Origin of the sequence: Candidatus Accumulibacter sp. ACC003, from assembly GCF_907163085.1 — a bacterium.
Lineage (GTDB): Bacteria > Pseudomonadota > Gammaproteobacteria > Burkholderiales > Rhodocyclaceae > Accumulibacter.
The window spans coordinates 515,113-532,057 of sequence record NZ_CAJQTX010000005.1 but is presented as its reverse complement, the minus strand read 5'-3'; the positions used below and the strand labels follow the sequence as shown (position 1 = coordinate 532,057).

12 protein-coding genes, 2 pseudogenes and 2 CRISPR repeat arrays (1 of these 16 cut by a window edge) are annotated in these 16,945 nt (G+C 65.0%); of the genes and pseudogenes, 4 read left to right on the top strand and 10 right to left on the bottom strand.

Annotated features, from left to right (window positions below):
• Window positions 1-107 precede the first annotated feature (107 nt).
• Complete coding sequence (locus QZ656_RS12160; protein WP_291993629.1) at window positions 108-698, bottom strand: PEP-CTERM sorting domain-containing protein; 591 nt, start codon at window positions 696-698, stop codon at window positions 108-110.
• A gap of 323 nt (window positions 699-1,021) precedes the next feature.
• On the opposite strand from QZ656_RS12160, the gene QZ656_RS12155 reads away from it, so the two are divergent.
• Complete coding sequence (locus QZ656_RS12155) at window positions 1,022-1,432, top strand: VOC family protein (protein ID WP_291993845.1); 411 nt, start codon at window positions 1,022-1,024, stop codon at window positions 1,430-1,432.
• A gap of 222 nt (window positions 1,433-1,654) precedes the next feature.
• On the opposite strand, the gene QZ656_RS12150 is transcribed toward QZ656_RS12155, so the two are convergent.
• From QZ656_RS12150 to QZ656_RS12140, 3 genes are all read right to left on the bottom strand, one after another.
• Complete coding sequence (locus tag QZ656_RS12150) at window positions 1,655-2,134, bottom strand: hypothetical protein (RefSeq protein ID WP_291993628.1); 480 nt, start codon at window positions 2,132-2,134, stop codon at window positions 1,655-1,657.
• Window positions 2,135-2,358: 224 nt separating this feature from the next.
• A complete protein-coding gene (locus QZ656_RS12145) occupies window positions 2,359-3,162 on the bottom strand; it encodes a PEP-CTERM sorting domain-containing protein (protein ID WP_291993627.1) in 804 nt (267 codons plus the stop codon).
• A gap of 361 nt (window positions 3,163-3,523) precedes the next feature.
• Window positions 3,524-4,429, bottom strand: a complete 906-nt coding sequence (locus QZ656_RS12140) for a LysR substrate-binding domain-containing protein (RefSeq protein WP_291993626.1) — start codon at window positions 4,427-4,429, stop codon at window positions 3,524-3,526.
• 90 nt (window positions 4,430-4,519) lie between these two features.
• On the opposite strand from QZ656_RS12140, the gene QZ656_RS12135 reads away from it, so the two are divergent.
• The 3 genes from QZ656_RS12135 to QZ656_RS12125 all read left to right on the top strand — a co-directional run bounded on the left by QZ656_RS12135 (window position 4,520) and on the right by QZ656_RS12125 (window position 11,027).
• On the top strand, window positions 4,520-8,122 hold the full coding sequence (locus QZ656_RS12135; protein WP_291993625.1) for an indolepyruvate ferredoxin oxidoreductase family protein: 3,603 nt from the start codon (window positions 4,520-4,522) through the stop codon (window positions 8,120-8,122).
• 115 nt (window positions 8,123-8,237) lie between these two features.
• Window positions 8,238-9,287: a Glu/Leu/Phe/Val dehydrogenase gene (locus tag QZ656_RS12130; protein WP_291993624.1), complete on the top strand. Its 1,050-nt coding sequence runs from the start codon at window positions 8,238-8,240 to the stop codon at window positions 9,285-9,287.
• Window positions 9,288-9,641: 354 nt separating this feature from the next.
• Window positions 9,642-11,027: an FAD-binding oxidoreductase gene (locus tag QZ656_RS12125; protein ID WP_291993623.1), complete on the top strand. Its 1,386-nt coding sequence runs from the start codon at window positions 9,642-9,644 to the stop codon at window positions 11,025-11,027.
• Window positions 11,028-11,320: 293 nt separating this feature from the next.
• Here the strand turns inward: QZ656_RS12125 and QZ656_RS12120 are convergent.
• The 6 genes and pseudogenes from QZ656_RS12120 to QZ656_RS12095 form a co-directional block, all read right to left on the bottom strand.
• Window positions 11,321-11,764 (bottom strand): annotated as a pseudogene (locus tag QZ656_RS12120) (AAA+ family ATPase); the annotation flags it as partial.
• A gap of 37 nt (window positions 11,765-11,801) precedes the next feature.
• Window positions 11,802-12,107, bottom strand: coding sequence for a DUF86 domain-containing protein (locus QZ656_RS12115; RefSeq protein ID WP_291993622.1), 306 nt, complete (start codon window positions 12,105-12,107; stop codon window positions 11,802-11,804).
• A 19-nt stretch (window positions 12,108-12,126) separates the two neighbouring features.
• Window positions 12,127-12,432, bottom strand: a complete 306-nt coding sequence (locus tag QZ656_RS12110; RefSeq protein ID WP_291993621.1) for a nucleotidyltransferase domain-containing protein — start codon at window positions 12,430-12,432, stop codon at window positions 12,127-12,129.
• A gap of 156 nt (window positions 12,433-12,588) precedes the next feature.
• A pseudogene (locus tag QZ656_RS12105) lies at window positions 12,589-12,894 on the bottom strand (AAA family ATPase); the annotation flags it as partial.
• 30 nt (window positions 12,895-12,924) lie between these two features.
• Window positions 12,925-13,269, bottom strand: a complete 345-nt coding sequence (locus QZ656_RS12100; RefSeq protein WP_291993620.1) for a type II toxin-antitoxin system PemK/MazF family toxin — start codon at window positions 13,267-13,269, stop codon at window positions 12,925-12,927.
• Complete coding sequence (locus tag QZ656_RS12095; protein WP_291993619.1) at window positions 13,259-13,489, bottom strand: type II toxin-antitoxin system PrlF family antitoxin; 231 nt, start codon at window positions 13,487-13,489, stop codon at window positions 13,259-13,261. Before QZ656_RS12095 ends, QZ656_RS12100 begins: the two co-directional genes overlap by 11 nt.
• 371 nt (window positions 13,490-13,860) lie before the next feature.
• Window positions 13,861-14,507: direct repeats of the CRISPR family, unit length 29 nt; unit sequence GGGCCTATCCCCGCTGGCGCGGGGGAAAC.
• A gap of 244 nt (window positions 14,508-14,751) precedes the next feature.
• Window positions 14,752-16,945: a CRISPR direct-repeat array (repeat unit 29 nt; unit sequence GGGCCTATCCCCGCTGGCGCGGGGGAAAC) (it continues 1,252 nt past the right edge of the window).

Genomic DNA, 16,945 nt, shown 5'->3' with positions numbered 1-16,945 from the left:
TATCGTCGGTGCCCGCCAACAATGCCCACGGGCGCTCGCCGCATCATAAAAACGGCGGCTCGCGGCCGCCGGGTGGGTGCAATTGCCTTTTCGCCAGGCGACGTGGCTCAAGCCTTGCGGCGTAGCGCGCGCAGACCCACGAGGCCGATGCCGAGCAGCGCCAGCGAGGCCGGTTCGGGCACGCCTGGGTTGGGTGGCGTCGTCACGGTATTGGTGAATGAGAAGCTCAGGTCGTTGTACTCGTAGCCACCGCCGAGCAGGTCTTCAAAGCTCACCAACGTTGTGTCGGGGGCCCAGTTTTCCTGAACGCGCGCGTGCGCATGATTGTCGGGGTTGCGGCTGGCCGCGCCGGTGAAAAATTGATCACCGGTGTTGGTGACATGCAGACGAAATATCAGCTCGGTGCCGATCGCAAATGAACCGAGATTGACCGTGCTGCCGACCGGCGACGCATGGTTGTTGAAAATGAACAGGTCGTTGCTCACGTCGCCGTCATCGCCGGGCTTGCCAAGCCCGTCGAGCATCAGGTAGAGGTCGTTGCTGTACGCAGCCGAGTTGCCCTGGTAGGTTGCGATGATCGGGTCGGTGCCGCCGACCAGGACGCTGAGGCCCTCGCCGGTGCTGGCAATCGGGAAGGCGTTGGCGACGACGGGCAGCAGGCTGAGGGTAGTGGCAAGAACGGCAAGAGTCTTTTTCATGTTGTCGGCTCCGACATTGGCAGGAAATTCGTTGGGGGGGTGTTTGGACCGAGTTCGTGCGGCCATGCGTGGACTTAAGCAAGACCTGTGCCATACCCTAGTGATCTGTAATAAATCATGGCGTAAGGCGTTTTTATAGGCATGCCTCGCCTGCCCTGAACGTCACCGGTGTAAAAATTCCCGACAACGCCGCTTTCCCGACACTGAACCTGGCATTTCGACCCGCCGGCTGGCGCGGCGCTTTACATCAGTCGAGCGGAGCGCCAGCATTGTCGAAGGTGCACAGCCGGGAGCGCCTTTTCAAACCACCACACGGAGGCACGATAATGATCCAGACCTACCTGACTTTCGAGGGCCGTTGCGAGGAAGCGGTCGAGTTCTACAAGCAGGCGCTTGGCGCCGAAGTCCAGATGCTGATGCGCTACAAGGATAGCCCGGAGCCGCCGCCCGGCTGCGATTCCCCGCAAAACGCAGAAAAAGTGATGCACGCGGAGTTTCGCGTTGGCGAGACCCTGCTCATGGCGTCGGACGGGCGGTGCTCGGGATCGCCCACTTTTCAGGGCTTTTCGCTGTCGATTCCGGCGACCGACGTCGCCGAAGCAGAGCAGTATTTCACTGCCCTGGCCGAGGGCGGGCGAGTGATCATGCCGCTTGGCAAAACCTTCTGGTCACCCGCTTTCGGCATGCTCACCGACCGCTTTGGCGTGCCGTGGATGGTCAACGTCCTGGCCTGAACAAGGCGCCAGGCTGGCTCGAGGAGCTTCTTGCCGGCGTCGTCCCGGCGCGGCGACGACGCGCTCGCCAGGGCTGGTGTGCACGCTGGTGTGATTGCCAGGAGGCCGCCTGCGCCCGCCGTCGAGAAGGAAGAATCCTGACTCCATGACCTCGTGCGACAAGCTTCAAGCTTGCGGCCTGGGTTTCGACGTTCGGGCCGAATTTACGCGTGCCCGCGGTCGCTAGTCCTGGCGATTTCCACCATGCTTGCCGTAGTTGCCGTGACCCTTGTCTTCCTTCTGCTTGCCATGATGATCATCGCGGCGTCCATCACCCTGGTCATGACGGTCGTCGCGGCGATAGTCCTCGCGGTAGTCCTCACGGTGATGGCGCTGTTCCTGATACTGGGGAACGTATTCGCGGTTGTACCAGTTGTTCTGAACAAAGTAGACCCGCTCCCCACAGGCACGGTACTTGTGGCAATTCTTGCTCCAGTGCTTGGCGTGGCCGGGGGGGACGTTCAGGTAGATCGGCTGGCGCATGACCGGTACCCGCTCGATGATGACCGGCTGCCGGTAGATCAGTTGCGGCGGCGGATAGCCGCCAATGTCGAGGCGACCATAAAAGCCGGGTTGGCCAATACTGACCGAGACACCAAGGTCGGCGGCAAGCACCGGCGAGGTGACGACGATCAGTGCAGCAGCGAAGAGGAAACGTTTCATGTGGGCCTTTTACCTGGAGGAATCCTTTAGTAACGCGGCGACCCCTTGCGGCGATGACCGCGAGCCCTCTTTGCCCACCGAACTACTCGGCAACTGCGTGCCGGGGCAACCGGCACCGTATCCTCATCGCATAGCAGAATTTTGGCCAATGTCGTGCTGAAGGTGAAGCGCGGCGGCGACGCGCTCGTGAGCGCTTGTCGCCCGGTCGCCGCCGCGATGGCTGGCTACGCGGTGGCGCCGCATCCGGACCATCCGGAGCGGGCGCGCCGACGTGCAGCGCCAGTTCCCACAGCGACAGCGGCGACCAGCGCCAGGCCAAGCAGCGCCAGGCTGCCGGGCTCCGGGATGGCGTGCTCGGCGGTGTGCACGCCGACACCGGGATGCTGCTCGGTGACGGTTCCGACAAGAAAGAAGTCGACGCAGAGCTGCCCGTCATCGAATACCGGGCAGGCGGCGGTGTTGCGGTTGGTGTGCCGATTGGCGTCCTGGTCGCCGACCGGGCCGGCAACCAGCAGGCCCGCCGCCTGGGTAGACCACACCGCACCGGCCGACGCGAGGTGCAAGGGGGACGGCTGAGGGACGAATGTGGCGCCGCCGTCAGTGCTCAACTCAATAAAGATGTCGAAAAAGGAATCGAATGTTCCGCCGGTTCCCGACCCGTCGCTGCTGATCAACATGCCGCCGGTGCTGCTCTGAATCGGCGATTCGCGCACCATGACCATCGGGTTGACGGTGCTGACCAGTTGCAGCGCGACCATTTCGATCGGTATGCTGCAGTTCGATCCGGCGCTTCCCAGATCGAGCGCACAGTTAGCCTGGCGCTGCACGATGGTGTCGGTGTTGCCCGGGCCGACCGGCAAGCCGGCGAGCGGATTCAGCGCTCCCAGCGGAGTGAAGAAGGTCGGCTGGACGGTCGCGAAGTAGTCCGAACCGAGCAGAACGAGGTCGGCGCGGGCGGCGCCGGTGAGCAGCGTTGCGGCCAGCCCTGCTACCGCAACGATCATGCGACGTGAGAAAACGTGCTTCATGATGTTCCCCTCAAAGAAGAAACGGTTCCGCCAGGTCTGCGGGCTCGGCTGCTGACGAGGCCTGAGCTTCCAGTTCCCTGGCGACGCAGGCTTCGCCGGCTGCGGTAAATGAGAAGCACCTTCTGTACCATCTCGCGAAGTTTATGAGAATGTCTCTAACAATCATTCTCTTGCCATTGGCGCCGTTGCATGACGCGCCTGCTCGTCGTGGCGAATGTAAATTTTTCCGACAGCGAAGCGTGGATTGTCGCGCTGGCAGAGGGCGGCAGCGAGACGCGCTCGGGCGCAATTCCCTGTCCGCCGGTAATCTCTGGACGGCCGCGGTGACTGACCCGGCGCGCGTCCAGTGCCTGACGACGTGTCAGATGCCGCAGGCCTGGATCAAAAACTGCCGCAGCGCCTCGGCGGGCGCGGCCAGGCTGGCGTCGCGCTGCCAGAGCAGGCCGACCTCCATGTAGGGAACGACGTCGAGAATCGGCCGCGCCTCGATCTTCTTTCCTTCCAGCGACCACGGCCGGTAGACCATGTCGGAGAGAATGGTCACGCCGAAGCCGTGCGCGACCAGGCCGCGCAAGGCCTCCATGCCGTTGGTGCGAAAGGCGATCGCCGGCTCGAGGCCGCGCTCGTCCCAGTAGCGGCGGTTGGACTCCTCGCCTTCATCGACCGTCAGCAGGATGTAGGGATGCGTCGCAATGTTTTCCAGCGATGGATACGGCGTGCGCAGCACCGGGTGTCCAGTCGCTGCCCACAACTGCCGTCGCGAGCGGATCAGCACATGGTGTCCGAAGCGCTCGGGAGCCTCGACGTTCGAAACGATCGCCACACCCAGCTCAAGCTCACCGCTGGCCACCGCCGCTTCGATGTCGCGTCTGGCCATGTCGCGCAGGTCGAGTTCGACGCCCGGGTAATTGGCCCGAAAACGCGCCAGCAAGGGCGGCAGGAAATAGCCCAGAACGGTATAGCTGGCAGCGATGCGAATGCTGCCGGCGAGTTGACCGGCGCGAAATCGTGGCTCGCGCAAGGCGTCCTGAAGCGAATCGAGAATATGCTGTGCGTGCTGGTGAAAACGGTGCCCTTCGGCGGTCAGCGAAACACCGTAAGGATGACGTTCGAACAACTTTACGCCGAGGCGGTCCTCCAACAGCAGGATCGCGTTGGTGATCGCCGATTGCGAGACGAACAGCTTCGCCGCCGCCATCGAGAACTGACCGGTTTCAGCGGCAGCGGCGAAGTAGCGCAACTGTCTGAGCGAGACGTCTTTTGCCATCCGTTTTTCGAATACCTGAGCCGTGTATTTGTGAATTTACGATAGCAGATAGTGTTTGTAGCATGCGCAAAAACCTACAAGGAGACGAGTATGGACGAGCCCAAGGATAATTCCGGCGCAAGGTCGCTGCGCGACGCGAGCCTCGCTGACAAGTACACGCTGGCCAGCGGCCACGCCTACATGACCGGCATTCAGGCACTTGTTCGCCTGCCGATGATGCAGCGCATGCGCGACCAGGCGGCCGGACTCAACACCGCCGGTTTCGTCAGCGGCTACCGTGGCTCGCCGCTCGGCAACGTCGACCTGGAATACTGGAAAGCCGCCAAATACCTCGAAGCCCAGCACATCCGCTTTCAGCCCGGTCTCAACGAAGACCTGGCGGCGACCGCGGTGTGGGGGACGCAGCAGGTCAACCTGGACGCCAACGCCAGCTATGACGGGGTTTTTTCGATCTGGTACGGCAAGGGGCCGGGTGTCGACCGCTGCGGTGACGTCTTCCGCCACGCCAACGCCGCCGGCACCTCGCGGCACGGCGGCGTGCTGGCGATCGCCGGCGACGACCACGCGGCCAAGTCGTCGACGCTGCCGCATCAGACCGAGCACGTCTTCAAGGCGCTGATGATGCCGGTGCTGGCACCGGCGGGAATCCAGGATTACCTCGAATACGGCCTGCACGGCTTTGCCCTGTCGCGCTATTCGGGCTGCTGGGTGGCGTTCAAGGCGCTCACCGACACCGTCGAAACGTCGGCTTCGGTCAACGTCGACCCCTTCGCCGTACGCACCGTGCTGCCGACCGACTTCAAGTTGCCGGCGGCCGGCCTCAACCTGCGCTGGCCCGACCCGCCGCTGGTCCAGGAAGAGCGCCTGCTGCATCACAAGCTCTACGCCGCGCTCGCCTATTGCCGCGCCAACGCGCTCAACAAGATCGTCATCGACAGTCCGGCAGCCAAGCTCGGGATCATCAGCAGCGGCAAGAGCTATCTCGACGTGCGGCAGGCGCTGGCCGACCTCGGCATCGACGAGCGCGTAGCCGCCGAGATCGGCCTGCGGGTCTACAAGATTGGCATGGTCTGGCCGCTCGAAGCCGAAGGCGTGCGCGCTTTCGCCGACGGGCTGGACGAAATCCTGGTGGTCGAGGAGAAGCGTCAGTTTCTCGAATACCAGATCAAGGAAGAACTCTACAACTGGCGCGAATCGGTGCGCCCACGTGTCATCGGCAAGTTCGACGAAACCGGCGAATGGGCGCTGCCGCACGCCGAGTGGCTGCTGCCGTCGGCCGGCGAGCTGACGCCGGCGATGATCGCCCGCGTGATCGCCGCACGCATCGCGCTCTTCTACACCTCCGAGCGCATCGCGGCGCGCCTGGCCTTCCTCGAAGCCAAGGAGGCGGCGCTCGCCAAACCGCGCCTGACGCTGCAGCGCGTGCCGCACTATTGCTCGGGTTGCCCGCACAATACCTCGACCAAGGTGCCGCTGGGCTCGCGCGCGCTGGCCGGCATCGGCTGTCACTACATGGCCACCTGGCTGTCGCCGGAATCGACCTCGACCTTTTGCCAGATGGGCGGCGAAGGCGCGCCGTGGATCGGCCAGTCGCCGTTCACCGGCACCCGGCACGTGTTCACCAACCTCGGTGACGGCACCTACATGCACTCGGGAATCCTGGCGATTCGCGCGGCGGTCGCGGCGCGCGTCAACCTGACCTACAAGATTCTCTACAATGACGCCGTGGCGATGACCGGCGGCCAGCCGCACGACGGCAATTTGTCGGTGCCGATCATCGCCCGCCAGCTCGCCGCCGAAGGCGTGCAGAAGATCGTCGTGGTCAACGACGGCAGCGGCCGCGCCTACGAGCGCTCGGGCCTGCCGGCCGGCGTGCCGATCCGCCACCGCGACGAACTCGACCAGGTGCAGCGCGAGCTGCGCGAGGTCCCAGGCGTCTCGGCGCTGATCTACGACCAGACCTGTGCCGCCGAAAAACGCCGCCGTCGCAAACGCGGCACATTTCCCGATCCGGCCAAACGCGTCGTCATCAACGACCGCGTCTGCGAAGGCTGTGGCGATTGCAGCGACAAGTCCAACTGCATGTCGGTGGTGGCGGTGGACACCGAGTTCGGCCGCAAGCGGGCGATCGACCAATCGTCGTGCAACAAGGATTATTCGTGCGTCAAGGGTTTCTGCCCGAGCTTCGTGACCGTCGAGGGCGGCACGCTGCGCAAAGGCAAGGCGACGCACGCCGACGACGGCGCTTTCGAACGCCTCCCGACACCGACGCTGCCGGCTACGACGACGCCGTGGGGGATTCTCGTTACCGGCGTCGGCGGCACCGGCGTGGTCACCATCGGCGCTCTCCTGGGAATGGCCGCGCACCTCGAAGGCAAGGGCGTGTCGGTGCTCGACATGGCCGGTCTGGCGCAGAAAGGCGGCGCCGTCTGGTCGCACGTGCGCATCGCCGATCGCCAGGATCAACTCTACGCGGCGCGCGTCGCCGCCGGTGAAGCCAACGCCGTGATCGGCTGCGACCTGGTCGTCGCCGCCAGCGACGAATCGCTGGCCAAGATGCGCCAGGGCTTTACCCGCGTGGTCATCAACCGCGACCAGACCAATACCAGCGAGTTCGTCCGCGGCTTTGCCGCGCAGGCGCGCTCGGGCAACGTGTTGGCCAACCCGGACCCGATTTTTCCCGGCGACTCGATGGAACAGCAGATCGTCGAAGCCGTTGGCGAGGATCGCGTCGAGTTCCTCGAAGCCTCAAGGCTGGCGACCGCCTTGCTCGGCGATTCGATCGCCACCAACCTGTTCATGCTCGGTTACGCCTGGCAGCAGGGGCTGGTGCCGCTCGGCAAGGCGGCGATCATGCGCGCCATCGAGATCAACGGCACGGCCGTCGCCGGCAACAAGGCGGCATTCCAGTGGGGCCGCCGCGCGGCCGTCGAACCGGCGGCGGTGATCGACGCGGCGCGGCCGCAAAACGGTCTGCCGGCGCACCACCGCTTGTCCACCAGCGTCGACGAGGTGATCGCCCGCCGCAGCGAGCAACTCACCGCCTATCAGAACGCGCGCTACGCCGAGCGCTACACGCGCCTGCTGGCGCGCGTTCGCGACGCCGAAAATGCCGTCGCGCCGGGCATCACGCTACTTACCGAAGCCGTCGCCCGCGGCTACTACAAGCTCCTCGCCTACAAGGACGAGTACGAAGTGGCGCGGCTGTATACCGATGGCGACTTCCTCAAGCGCGTCGAAGAAAGCTTCGAGGGTGACTACCGGCTGGTCTTCCACATGGCGCCGCCGCTGCTCGCCGGCAAGGACGGCGACGGCCATCTACGAAAGCGTAGCTACGGTCCGTGGATGCTCAAAGCGCTGCGTCTCTTGGGCCGCTGCAAGCGTCTGCGCGGCGGCCTGCTCGACCCCTTCGCACGCAGCGCCGAGCGCCGGCTCGACCGGCAGCTAATCGCCAGCTACGAGGCGACGGTCGCCGAAATCATGGCCGGTCTCGAGGCGGCCAACCACGAGACCGCCGTCGCGCTGGCCAGCCTGCCCGAAGACGTGCGCGGCTTCGGCCATGTTCGTGAGCGCTACCACGCCGCGGCCAGCCAGCGCGAAGCGCAGTTGCTGAGCGCTTTCCGCAACAAGGAAGCGCCAGCGGCCAGCAAGCAGCCGCGCCCCCGCAAGACGATTGCCGTGATCGCCGGCTGAGCCACGCCCGGTCCGCTAGCAGCCAAAGCCGCAAAACCGTGACTGTTCCGCCGCCATCGCCACGAGCGATGGCGAGCGGCGCGGCACACCCCTGACAACCCAAAAGGAGACCGAGATGGCCGTATTTTCACTGAGTGATTTCGCCGACCACGAACAGGTGGTTTTCTGCAGCGACGAAAAGAGCGGTTTGCGGGCGATCATCGCCGTGCACAACTCCAATCTCGGACCAGCGCTCGGCGGCTGCCGGATGTGGGCCTACGCCAGCGAAGAAGACGCGGTGCGCGACGTCTTGCGGCTGTCGCGCGGCATGACCTACAAGTCGGCGATGGCCAGGCTCAAGCTCGGCGGCGGCAAGGCGGTGGTGATCGGCAATCCGCGTACCGACAAGACGCGGCAGCTGCTGCAGGCGCTGGCCCGCGCCATCGACCGGCTCAACGGCCGCTACATTGCCGCCGAGGATTCCGGCACCTGCGTCGCCGACATGAAGTTGATGCGCCAGATCACGCCACACATCGCCGGCATCGAGGACAAGCCGAGCGACATCGGCATGCGCAGCGGTGACCCCTCGCCAGCGACCGCCTACGGCGTTTTTGTCGGCATCCGTGCCGCGGTCAAGGACAAGCTCGGGCGCGATTCACTGGCCGGCCTACGCGTCGCCGTGCAGGGAATCGGTAACGTCGGCTTCGACCTGGCGTGCCAGCTGCACGCCGCCGGAGCCAGCTTGTGGGTGGCCGACATTCACCCCCAGCAACTCCTTCGCGCCCGCGACGAACTCGCGGCCACGGTCGTCGCCGCCGATGAGATCTACGCGCAGGACGTCGACGTCTTCGCGCCGTGTGCGCTCGGAGCGGTGCTCAACGACAAGACGATTCCGCAGCTCAAGGCGCAGGTCGTCGCCGGTGCGTCGAACAACCAGCTCGCCGAAACACGGCACGGCGTCGACCTGATGAACCGTGGCATCCTGTACGTTCCCGACTACGTGATCAACGCCGGCGGCATCATCGACATCTATCACGAACGTATCGGCTTCGACCGCGCGGCCCTGGTGCGTCACATCGATGGCATCTACGACAATCTGATGGAGATTTTCGAGCGCGCGCGGCAGGAAGAGCGCCCCACCGGCGAGGTCGCCGACGTCATCGCCGAGGAACGTTTTCGCCGCTGAGCTCGGGCGTCTCGGTCGACACGCGGCACACAGCCACCCCACAGCCGTCATTGCGAGGAGGCAAAGCCGACGCGGCAATCGAGAATTCTTTCTCCTGGCGTTGGCGATGCGCCAGCCGTGAAGAAGTCAGAGGATGGCGCTCCGTAGCCTCGTATTTTCCCTACCGCGTGCAACACGCGCCGCCCATCAAACTTGCTCGCTGCTGAACACCGCCATGGTATCGCTGTCCATCAGCCAGACTGCAGGCTTTCCTGTTGCAGTCAACGACGCCGAGAGAGGAAGACGATGCTGCCGATGCCGGGCAGCAAGACGCCTCCCCAATGACCAGGTCAGGCGCAAACCAAGGAGACCAGCATGAGCCACTTAGCCCAAAAACAGATCGACGAGTTCACAGCACTGTTCACCGGGGAAGTGCTACTTCCGGGTGATCGCGGCTACGACGAAGCGCGCCAGATCTGGAACGCCGTGATCGACCGCAAACCCGCACTGATCGCCCGCTGTACGTCGTCTGAACAGATCGTCCAGGCGGTCAACTTCGCTCGCCAGCAGCAGCTGCTGGTTTCGATCCGGGGCGGCGGGCACAATATCGCCGGCAACGCCGTCTGCGACGACGGCCTGATGATCGATCTCTCGCCGATGAAAAAAGTCGAGGTGAACGCGACCACCCGGCGGGCGACTGTCGAGCCTGGCTGCACGCTCGCCGACTTCGACGCGGCGGCACAGGCGCACGGCCTGGCGACGCCCCTGGGAATCAATTCAACCACCGGCGTCGCCGGCCTGACGCTCGGCGGCGGCTTCGGCTGGCTCAGTCGCAAGCACGGCATGAGCATCGACAACCTGGTCGCCGCGGACGTCGTCACCGCCGACGGCAGCCAGGTGCACGCCAGCGAAAGCGAAAACGCCGACCTCTTCTGGGGGCTGCGTGGTGGCGGCGGAAACTTCGGCGTCGTCAGCCGCTTCGAGTTCCACCTCCATCCCGTCGGGCCGAACGTGCTGAGTGGGCTGATCGCCTTCCCGTTCGAGCAAGCGAAGACGGTACTGACGCGCTTCGCCCGCTTCACCGAGACGATGCCCGACGAACTCAACGTCTGGATGGTCACCCGCAAGGCGCCGCCGCTGCCATTCCTGCCCGCCGAAGTCCACGGCACGGAGATCGTCGTTCTCGCCCTGTGCCATGCCGGCGACCCCGCCGACGGCGAGAAGCTGATCGCGCCGCTGCGCGACTTCGGCACGGTCCTCGGCGAGCACGTCGGCGTGCAGCCGTACGCCGCCTGGCAGCAGGCTTTCGATCCACTCCTGACGCCGGGTGCGCGCAACTACTGGAAGTCGCACAACTTCACGCAACTCAGCGACGGCGCGATCGACACCATCGTCGAATACGCCGGCACGCTGCCGTCGCCGCAGTGCGAAATCTTCATCGGCACGATCGGCGGCCAGACGACCCGCGTCGCCCCCGAGGCGATGGCCTATTCGAGCCGCGACGCCAACTACGTGATGAACGTGCACGGCCGCTGGGAATCGGCCGCCGACGACCAGCGCTGCATCGCCTGGGCGCGCGAATTCTTCGTCAAGGCACAACCCTTCGCCAGCACCGGTGCGTACATCAACTTCCTGACGCAGGAAGAGAGCGAGCGCATCGCCTTCGCCTACGGCGCGACCTACCAACGGCTGCAGCAGATCAAGAAGAAGTACGACCCGAGCAATCTGTTCCGGATGAACCAGAACATCAAGCCGGACTGAGCGGCAACAAACGGGCGCGGCAGTGCTCAACGGCGCTGGGTTTCGCGATCGGGGCGCACGCGTAGCGAGCGAGTGCCGCGTCACCTATCGGCGCCAGCGCAAGGGCATCGTGCTCATCTTCCCCTTGATGGCCGGAGCACCGTCACTGCGAGGAGCGTAGCGACGCGGCAGTCCAGTAGTCACTGTGCCGATCACCCCGCTGGGGCCGCCGCAGCGGGCAATCACCGCCCGATCTGCTGGCGGTAGGCTGCGCCGGCCTGGCACAGACTCTCATTCGGCGCCGGTGGGTTAACGATGCCGGCCAGCTCGGTCGGCGCAATGCCCGAGAAGAGGTGATACAAGGCCAGCATCGAGTGCGTCTTGCCGCCGCCGAAATTGGTCTGTAGCTGCACCACCGAATCACCGCCACCGACCGTCAGACGGCGGACCGCGCCAAGCAGCATCTCGGTCAAGCTCGCGGAGAGGTAGGTGCGGCGGAAAAACTCGACCGGGTTCCTGTATTCGGGCGTGCCTTCGCCCAGATGCACCTGCCACAGGTCGGCAGCGAACTCGGCCTGCTGATAGCGGCCGCTGGCCACGTCCTCGTGCGGCATCACCACTTCGCGCCAGAGATTGAGGCTGCCGGTCACACCGCTCTCGATGGCTGTGCCGACCGATTTGCGCTTTTCGCCGCGCGCCTGCTCAATGAATGGCATCAGGCCGGTCTTGAGAAGCTCCAGCGCCTTGCCGACGCGTTCAAAGTTGGTGATGGACCATGTCAAATTCCCGTTTGTTCTAATCGCTTGCGGCCAGCGCTTGCAGTTGACGCAGCAAGGCGGGGATCTCCTCCGTTACCGTCGCCCAGACGACGCTCGCGTCGATATCGAAATAGGCGTGGACCAGACGGTTACGCATGCCGATGATCGCCTTCCAGGGAATCGCTCCATGCGTGCTTCGCGTTTCCTCGGAAATCTTGCTGGCCGCTTCGCCGACGATTTCAATGGCACGTACGATGGCGAAGACAAGCATCCGATCCCGGTTCAGATCGGCTCGCTGGCGACCGGCAACGAAGTTCTGCGCGCTTTCGGCGGCCTCGATCATGTGCTGTAAGCGCCAGCGGTCATCCGGCGACATACTGCACCTCTGCCGTGCGCACCACCTCGTCACGAAAATAGCGGGAGAGATCCTGTGCGGTGCGTAAATCGACCCTCCGCCCCCCGAGCATCTCTGATAGGGTCAGTTCCATTGCGGCAATACTCAATAGACCGGGGACATGATCCGGGTCGAATTCCACCAGCAGGTCGACGTCGCTGTCCGGACGGGCAGTGCCCTTCAGTTGTGAGCCGAACAGCGACAGACGGCGAATGTGATGAGCTTCGCAGAAGCGCGCCAGCCACTCTTCTTCACGGTTCAATATCTGGTTCATGAAAACGCTCCTTCGCGGCGTCACTGGTGCTCAAACAGGTCTTCCCTCTTCGCTCATCTCTCTGCAAATTGCCCGCCGCCCAATCGATAGTCCGGGCCGCGAGCCGCTCAAACCCGTCCGGATCGATGTGCCGCGGCTCGGCGCCCTCGATGGCTTGGCGCCGACGCGAAAGCTGTAATGGCCGGCGCCGCCGTCCGGCAATGCAAAATCAAGGCGCAGGGCGAAGTGCTTGGGGTGCCCGCCCGAGCGGCGTCGCACCTCCTTGATTGTGCCCCGATCACGCAAGGCATGATCCAGGGAGGTTCTCAGGGAGTCGGCAACGAAGCGCAGGGCGTCGAGAAAATTGCTTTTGCCGGCGCCGTTGGGACCGACCAGAAAGGTGAGCGGCTCCAGGTCAAGCTGGCAAGCTGCAATACTCTTGTAATTGCGGATCGCTACCCGACGAATGAATGCTGTGTTCACTTGGCGCTCCCTTTCATGGTCTGTCACGGGTCATGACGTTCCTTCCAGCAATTTCGCTACGGCCGTGCGCACATTTGCCGCGTCGGCCGGCGCCAGCCGGCCCAGTTCGCCGCGCACCAGGCGATGGTCCAGCGTAAAGAGCTTGAAGCGCACCAGCGAGGGAGCCGGCAAGCCGGCGGCGTTCAGATCGGCAAGCGGGCAGTCGAGTGGCCACGGGGCGTTGCCCTGCGAGGTAATCATCGCCATCACCGAATGACCAGCCGGCGCGTTGAAGCTGGCGGCGTCGGACAGCACCAGCGCCGGGCGGTTCTTGCTGGCGTTGCGTTCGGTGAAGGGGAAGGGCACGCGCAGCACCGTGAAACGCTCAAAGCTCACGATAGGCTTCCTCGTCGGCGCTGCCCGACCATTCGGAGAGAGTCCCTTCGACGGCGCGCAGGTACTCGATGTCCAGCGGTTGCACGCGGCGGACGGTTGCCGTTCCATCGGCGCCGACTTCCCAGGCGATCAGATCCCCGGGCGCAACATGCAGTGCGACGCGCACGTCCTGCGGGATGGTGGTCTGGCCCTTGGCAGTGATCTTGGCAACAGCGAGCATTTCGTTCTCCAGTAAGGATTGCATTACATTCTTACTTTACAGCGAGCATTCGCCTGAATCAAGCGAGCAGCCTTTGCGCTTCCAGCGGCAACGCACCGCCCTCCGGCGAAGGTGTCATGGAAAGCGGGCCGCTTCGACATGGGCGGCGCGGAGTGCCTCGAGCCGTTCATCGCCGCGCTCCGCGCCGCCGGCCCACGCCCCTCCTTGCGCCACCTCTCGATCGGCCTGATCGATCCGCTGACCGAGGAAGACCGCAACGACTCGTGCTGCGCCCCCCTCGATCTGATGCCGCTCTTCGGGTTCTTCCCGGGCCTCCGCGTCCTCGAGCTCCGTGCCGCTCCGCTCGTCCTCGGGTGCCTGGAGTATCCAGCCCTCGAGCTCCCCGCTGGCGCGGGGGAAACTTCGCGGATGATCGCCTCGGCGTTTCCGCCCTGGGCCTATCCCCGCTTGGCGCGGGGGAAACTACGCCACCAACTGGCCGCGCGTCTGGCAGCCGGGCCTATCCCCGCTGGCGCGGGGGAAACACGACTTCTGCCCTGTCGCAGTGGCCGCTATGGGGCCTATCCCCGCTGGCGCGGGGGAAACTCAGCGAGGATGAAATCGACGTTCTGAAGGCTGGGCCTATCCCCGCTGGCGCGGGGGAAACACAATGGCCCGCTGGCGTACTTCGCGAATAACGGGCCTATCCCCGCTGGCGCGGGGGAAACACTAAACCGAGCACTTGAAAGGGGGTGCGGTAGGGCCTATCCCCGCGGGCGCGGGGGAAACAAGGACCCCGAGAAGCAGCGCGACCTGGACACGGGCCTATCCCCGCTGGCGCGGGGGAAACGCTTCGGGATGTCTCCGTCGAGCCGGTCGCGAGGGCCTATCCCCGCTGGCGCGGGGGAAACGTGGTGGCAGGTCGATCAGTTCGCCGCCAGTGGGGCCTATCCCCGCTGGCGCGGGGGAAACTATTCGACTGGCCAGGCGGGCTTGCGCTTGCGGTCGAGGGGCCTATCCCCTCAACGCTCACGAAAACTGACCCTTTTTCGCTCACGGAAATTGACCCACCGTTGGCGCGCGCCAACACCCAGGTTTTCGCCTCGGAGCGGGGTCAAGGGCGGGCTGCGGTTTTTGCAGCCCGGCGCAGCGTACCCTTGACGCCGTGTAGAGGCGAGTACGCTCGGGAATGGCTGTGTGCGCGGCATTTTCGTGCGCACAGCCATGACGACTAGGCGGGTCCGGTTTCGTGAGCAAAAGTGGGTCAATTCCTGAGAGCGTCAAGGCCTATCCCCGCTGGCGCGGGGGAAACTAGACACCGATCGCCGCAAGGTCAGCGGCCAGGGGCCTATCCCCGCTGGCGCGGGGGAAACGGCGCACTGCTGGCGAGCAGCACAACCAAGCTGGGCCGATCCCCGCTGGCGCGGGGGAAACGCCGGATGTCGACACGTTCGACCCTACTGTGGCGGCCTATCCCCGCTGGCGCGGGGGAAACGTCGATCAAGTACTCGCGCACAAACACCGCTTGGGCCTATCCCCGCTGGCGCGGGGGAAACGAGAAGTTGTAGCCGAACGAGCCCCGGACGAGGGGCCTATCCCCGCTGGCGCGGGGGAAACATCTTCATGCTTCCCCCAAGTGATAGCGGCAAGGGCCTATCCCCGCTGGCGCGGGGGAAACGCGTCGGTAATGGCCGTTGTCCTGAACGACAGGGGCCTATCCCCGCTGGCGCGGGGGAAACCCAGCGCATTGGCCGAGGATCAACGGGCTCGACGGCCTATCCCCGCTGGCGCGGGGGAAACAAAATAGCCGGGTGGCTCCACGTGTCCGAGCCGGGCCTATCCCCGCTGGCGCGGGGGAAACATTCAGGAACGGCATAGGCAGCCATTCCTTCGGGGCCTATCCCCGCTGGCGCGGGGGAAACGAGGCGAGCAGCCACAACATGTGCTCGTCGCTGGGCCTATCCCCGCTGGCGCGGGGGAAACCTTATCCGAGGTCTTTGAAGTGGGTGCAAAAAAGGCCTATCCCCGCTGGCGCGGGGGAAACGGGCAATGGGTGTGCCGAACCTGCTTGATAACGGGCCTATCCCCGCTGGCGCGGGGGAAACGGCCTACAAGAATGCGCTGCGGGTTATCCCTGGGGCCTATCCCCGCTGGCGCGGGGGAAACACCTATTACCGCGTGCTGAAGGCGCTTCGCTCGGGCCTATCCCCGCTGGCGCGGGGGAAACATGTGCGCGATTGCGGTTACTGCCGGCGATCCGGGCCTATCCCCGCTGGCGCGGGGGAAACGTCCTGCACCCTCGCACCGCGCTGCACTACCCGGGCCTATCCCCGCTGGCGCGGGGGAAACTAGAGCCAGGGTGGCGCGCGGGGAAGTTGAGCGGGCCTATCCCCGCTGGCGCGGGGGAAACACGGCGTGAGCGCGATAGGGTACGGCGCCTACGGGCCTATCCCCGCTGGCGCGGGGGAAACTGGTATGCGTCTGTTGCGTGCTCGCTTCTTGTGGGCCTATCCCCGCTGGCGCGGGGGAAACTTCGCCGACAACCTCAACGAACGCGATGCCAAGGGCCTATCCCCGCTGGCGCGGGGGAAACGCTCGGTCGACCAGCCCACCATCTACCGCGTAGGGCCTATCCCCGCTGGCGCGGGGGAAACGTGCGGGAGCGATTGCGCAGGGCGTCAAGATCGGGCCTATCCCCGCTGGCGCGGGGGAAACTCGATCCGGAATGCCTGACGCATCGCGTAACAGGGCCTATCCCCGCTGGCGCGGGGGAAACGGTCATTGGCTGCGTCGATCAGATCTTTGGCGGGGCCTATCCCCGCTGGCGCGGGGGAAACACAGTCGGCGCCGTCGTCGGCGATGACGAGCAGGGCCTATCCCCGCTGGCGCGGGGGAAACACTGAGACGGCGACGGACCTTTGCCCTGCCGCGGGCCTATCCCCGCTGGCGCGGGGGAAACATCTCAATCGAGATGCGCTCGATCTGCCTGTCGGGCCTATCCCCGCTGGCGCGGGGGAAACCTCGTTGATCCGCAAACCATTGCTCCAGACCTGGGCCTATCCCCGCTGGCGCGGGGGAAACCTCGTTGATCCGCAAACCATTGCTCCAGACCTGGGCCTATCCCCGCTGGCGCGGGGGAAACTCATAGCCATTCTTTGTTGCAAGGGGCAAGGAGGGCCTATCCCCGCTGGCGCGGGGGAAACCACCGCCGAGGAAGTCACGGACTTCGGCAACCGGGCCTATCCCCGCTGGCGCGGGGGAAACGGCCATATCCTCGATAATCATCGCGACAAGCAGGGCCTATCCCCGCTGGCGCGGGGGAAACCCGCAGCATCGCGTTCTATCACGCTCAGTTCACGGCCTATCCCCGCTGGCGCGGGGGAAACCTGCTCGACGCACACGCAGCGCTTGACATTGCGGGCCTATCCCCGCTGGCGCGGGGGAAACAAGCGGACCTTGGCACCGCTGCGTTCCTAG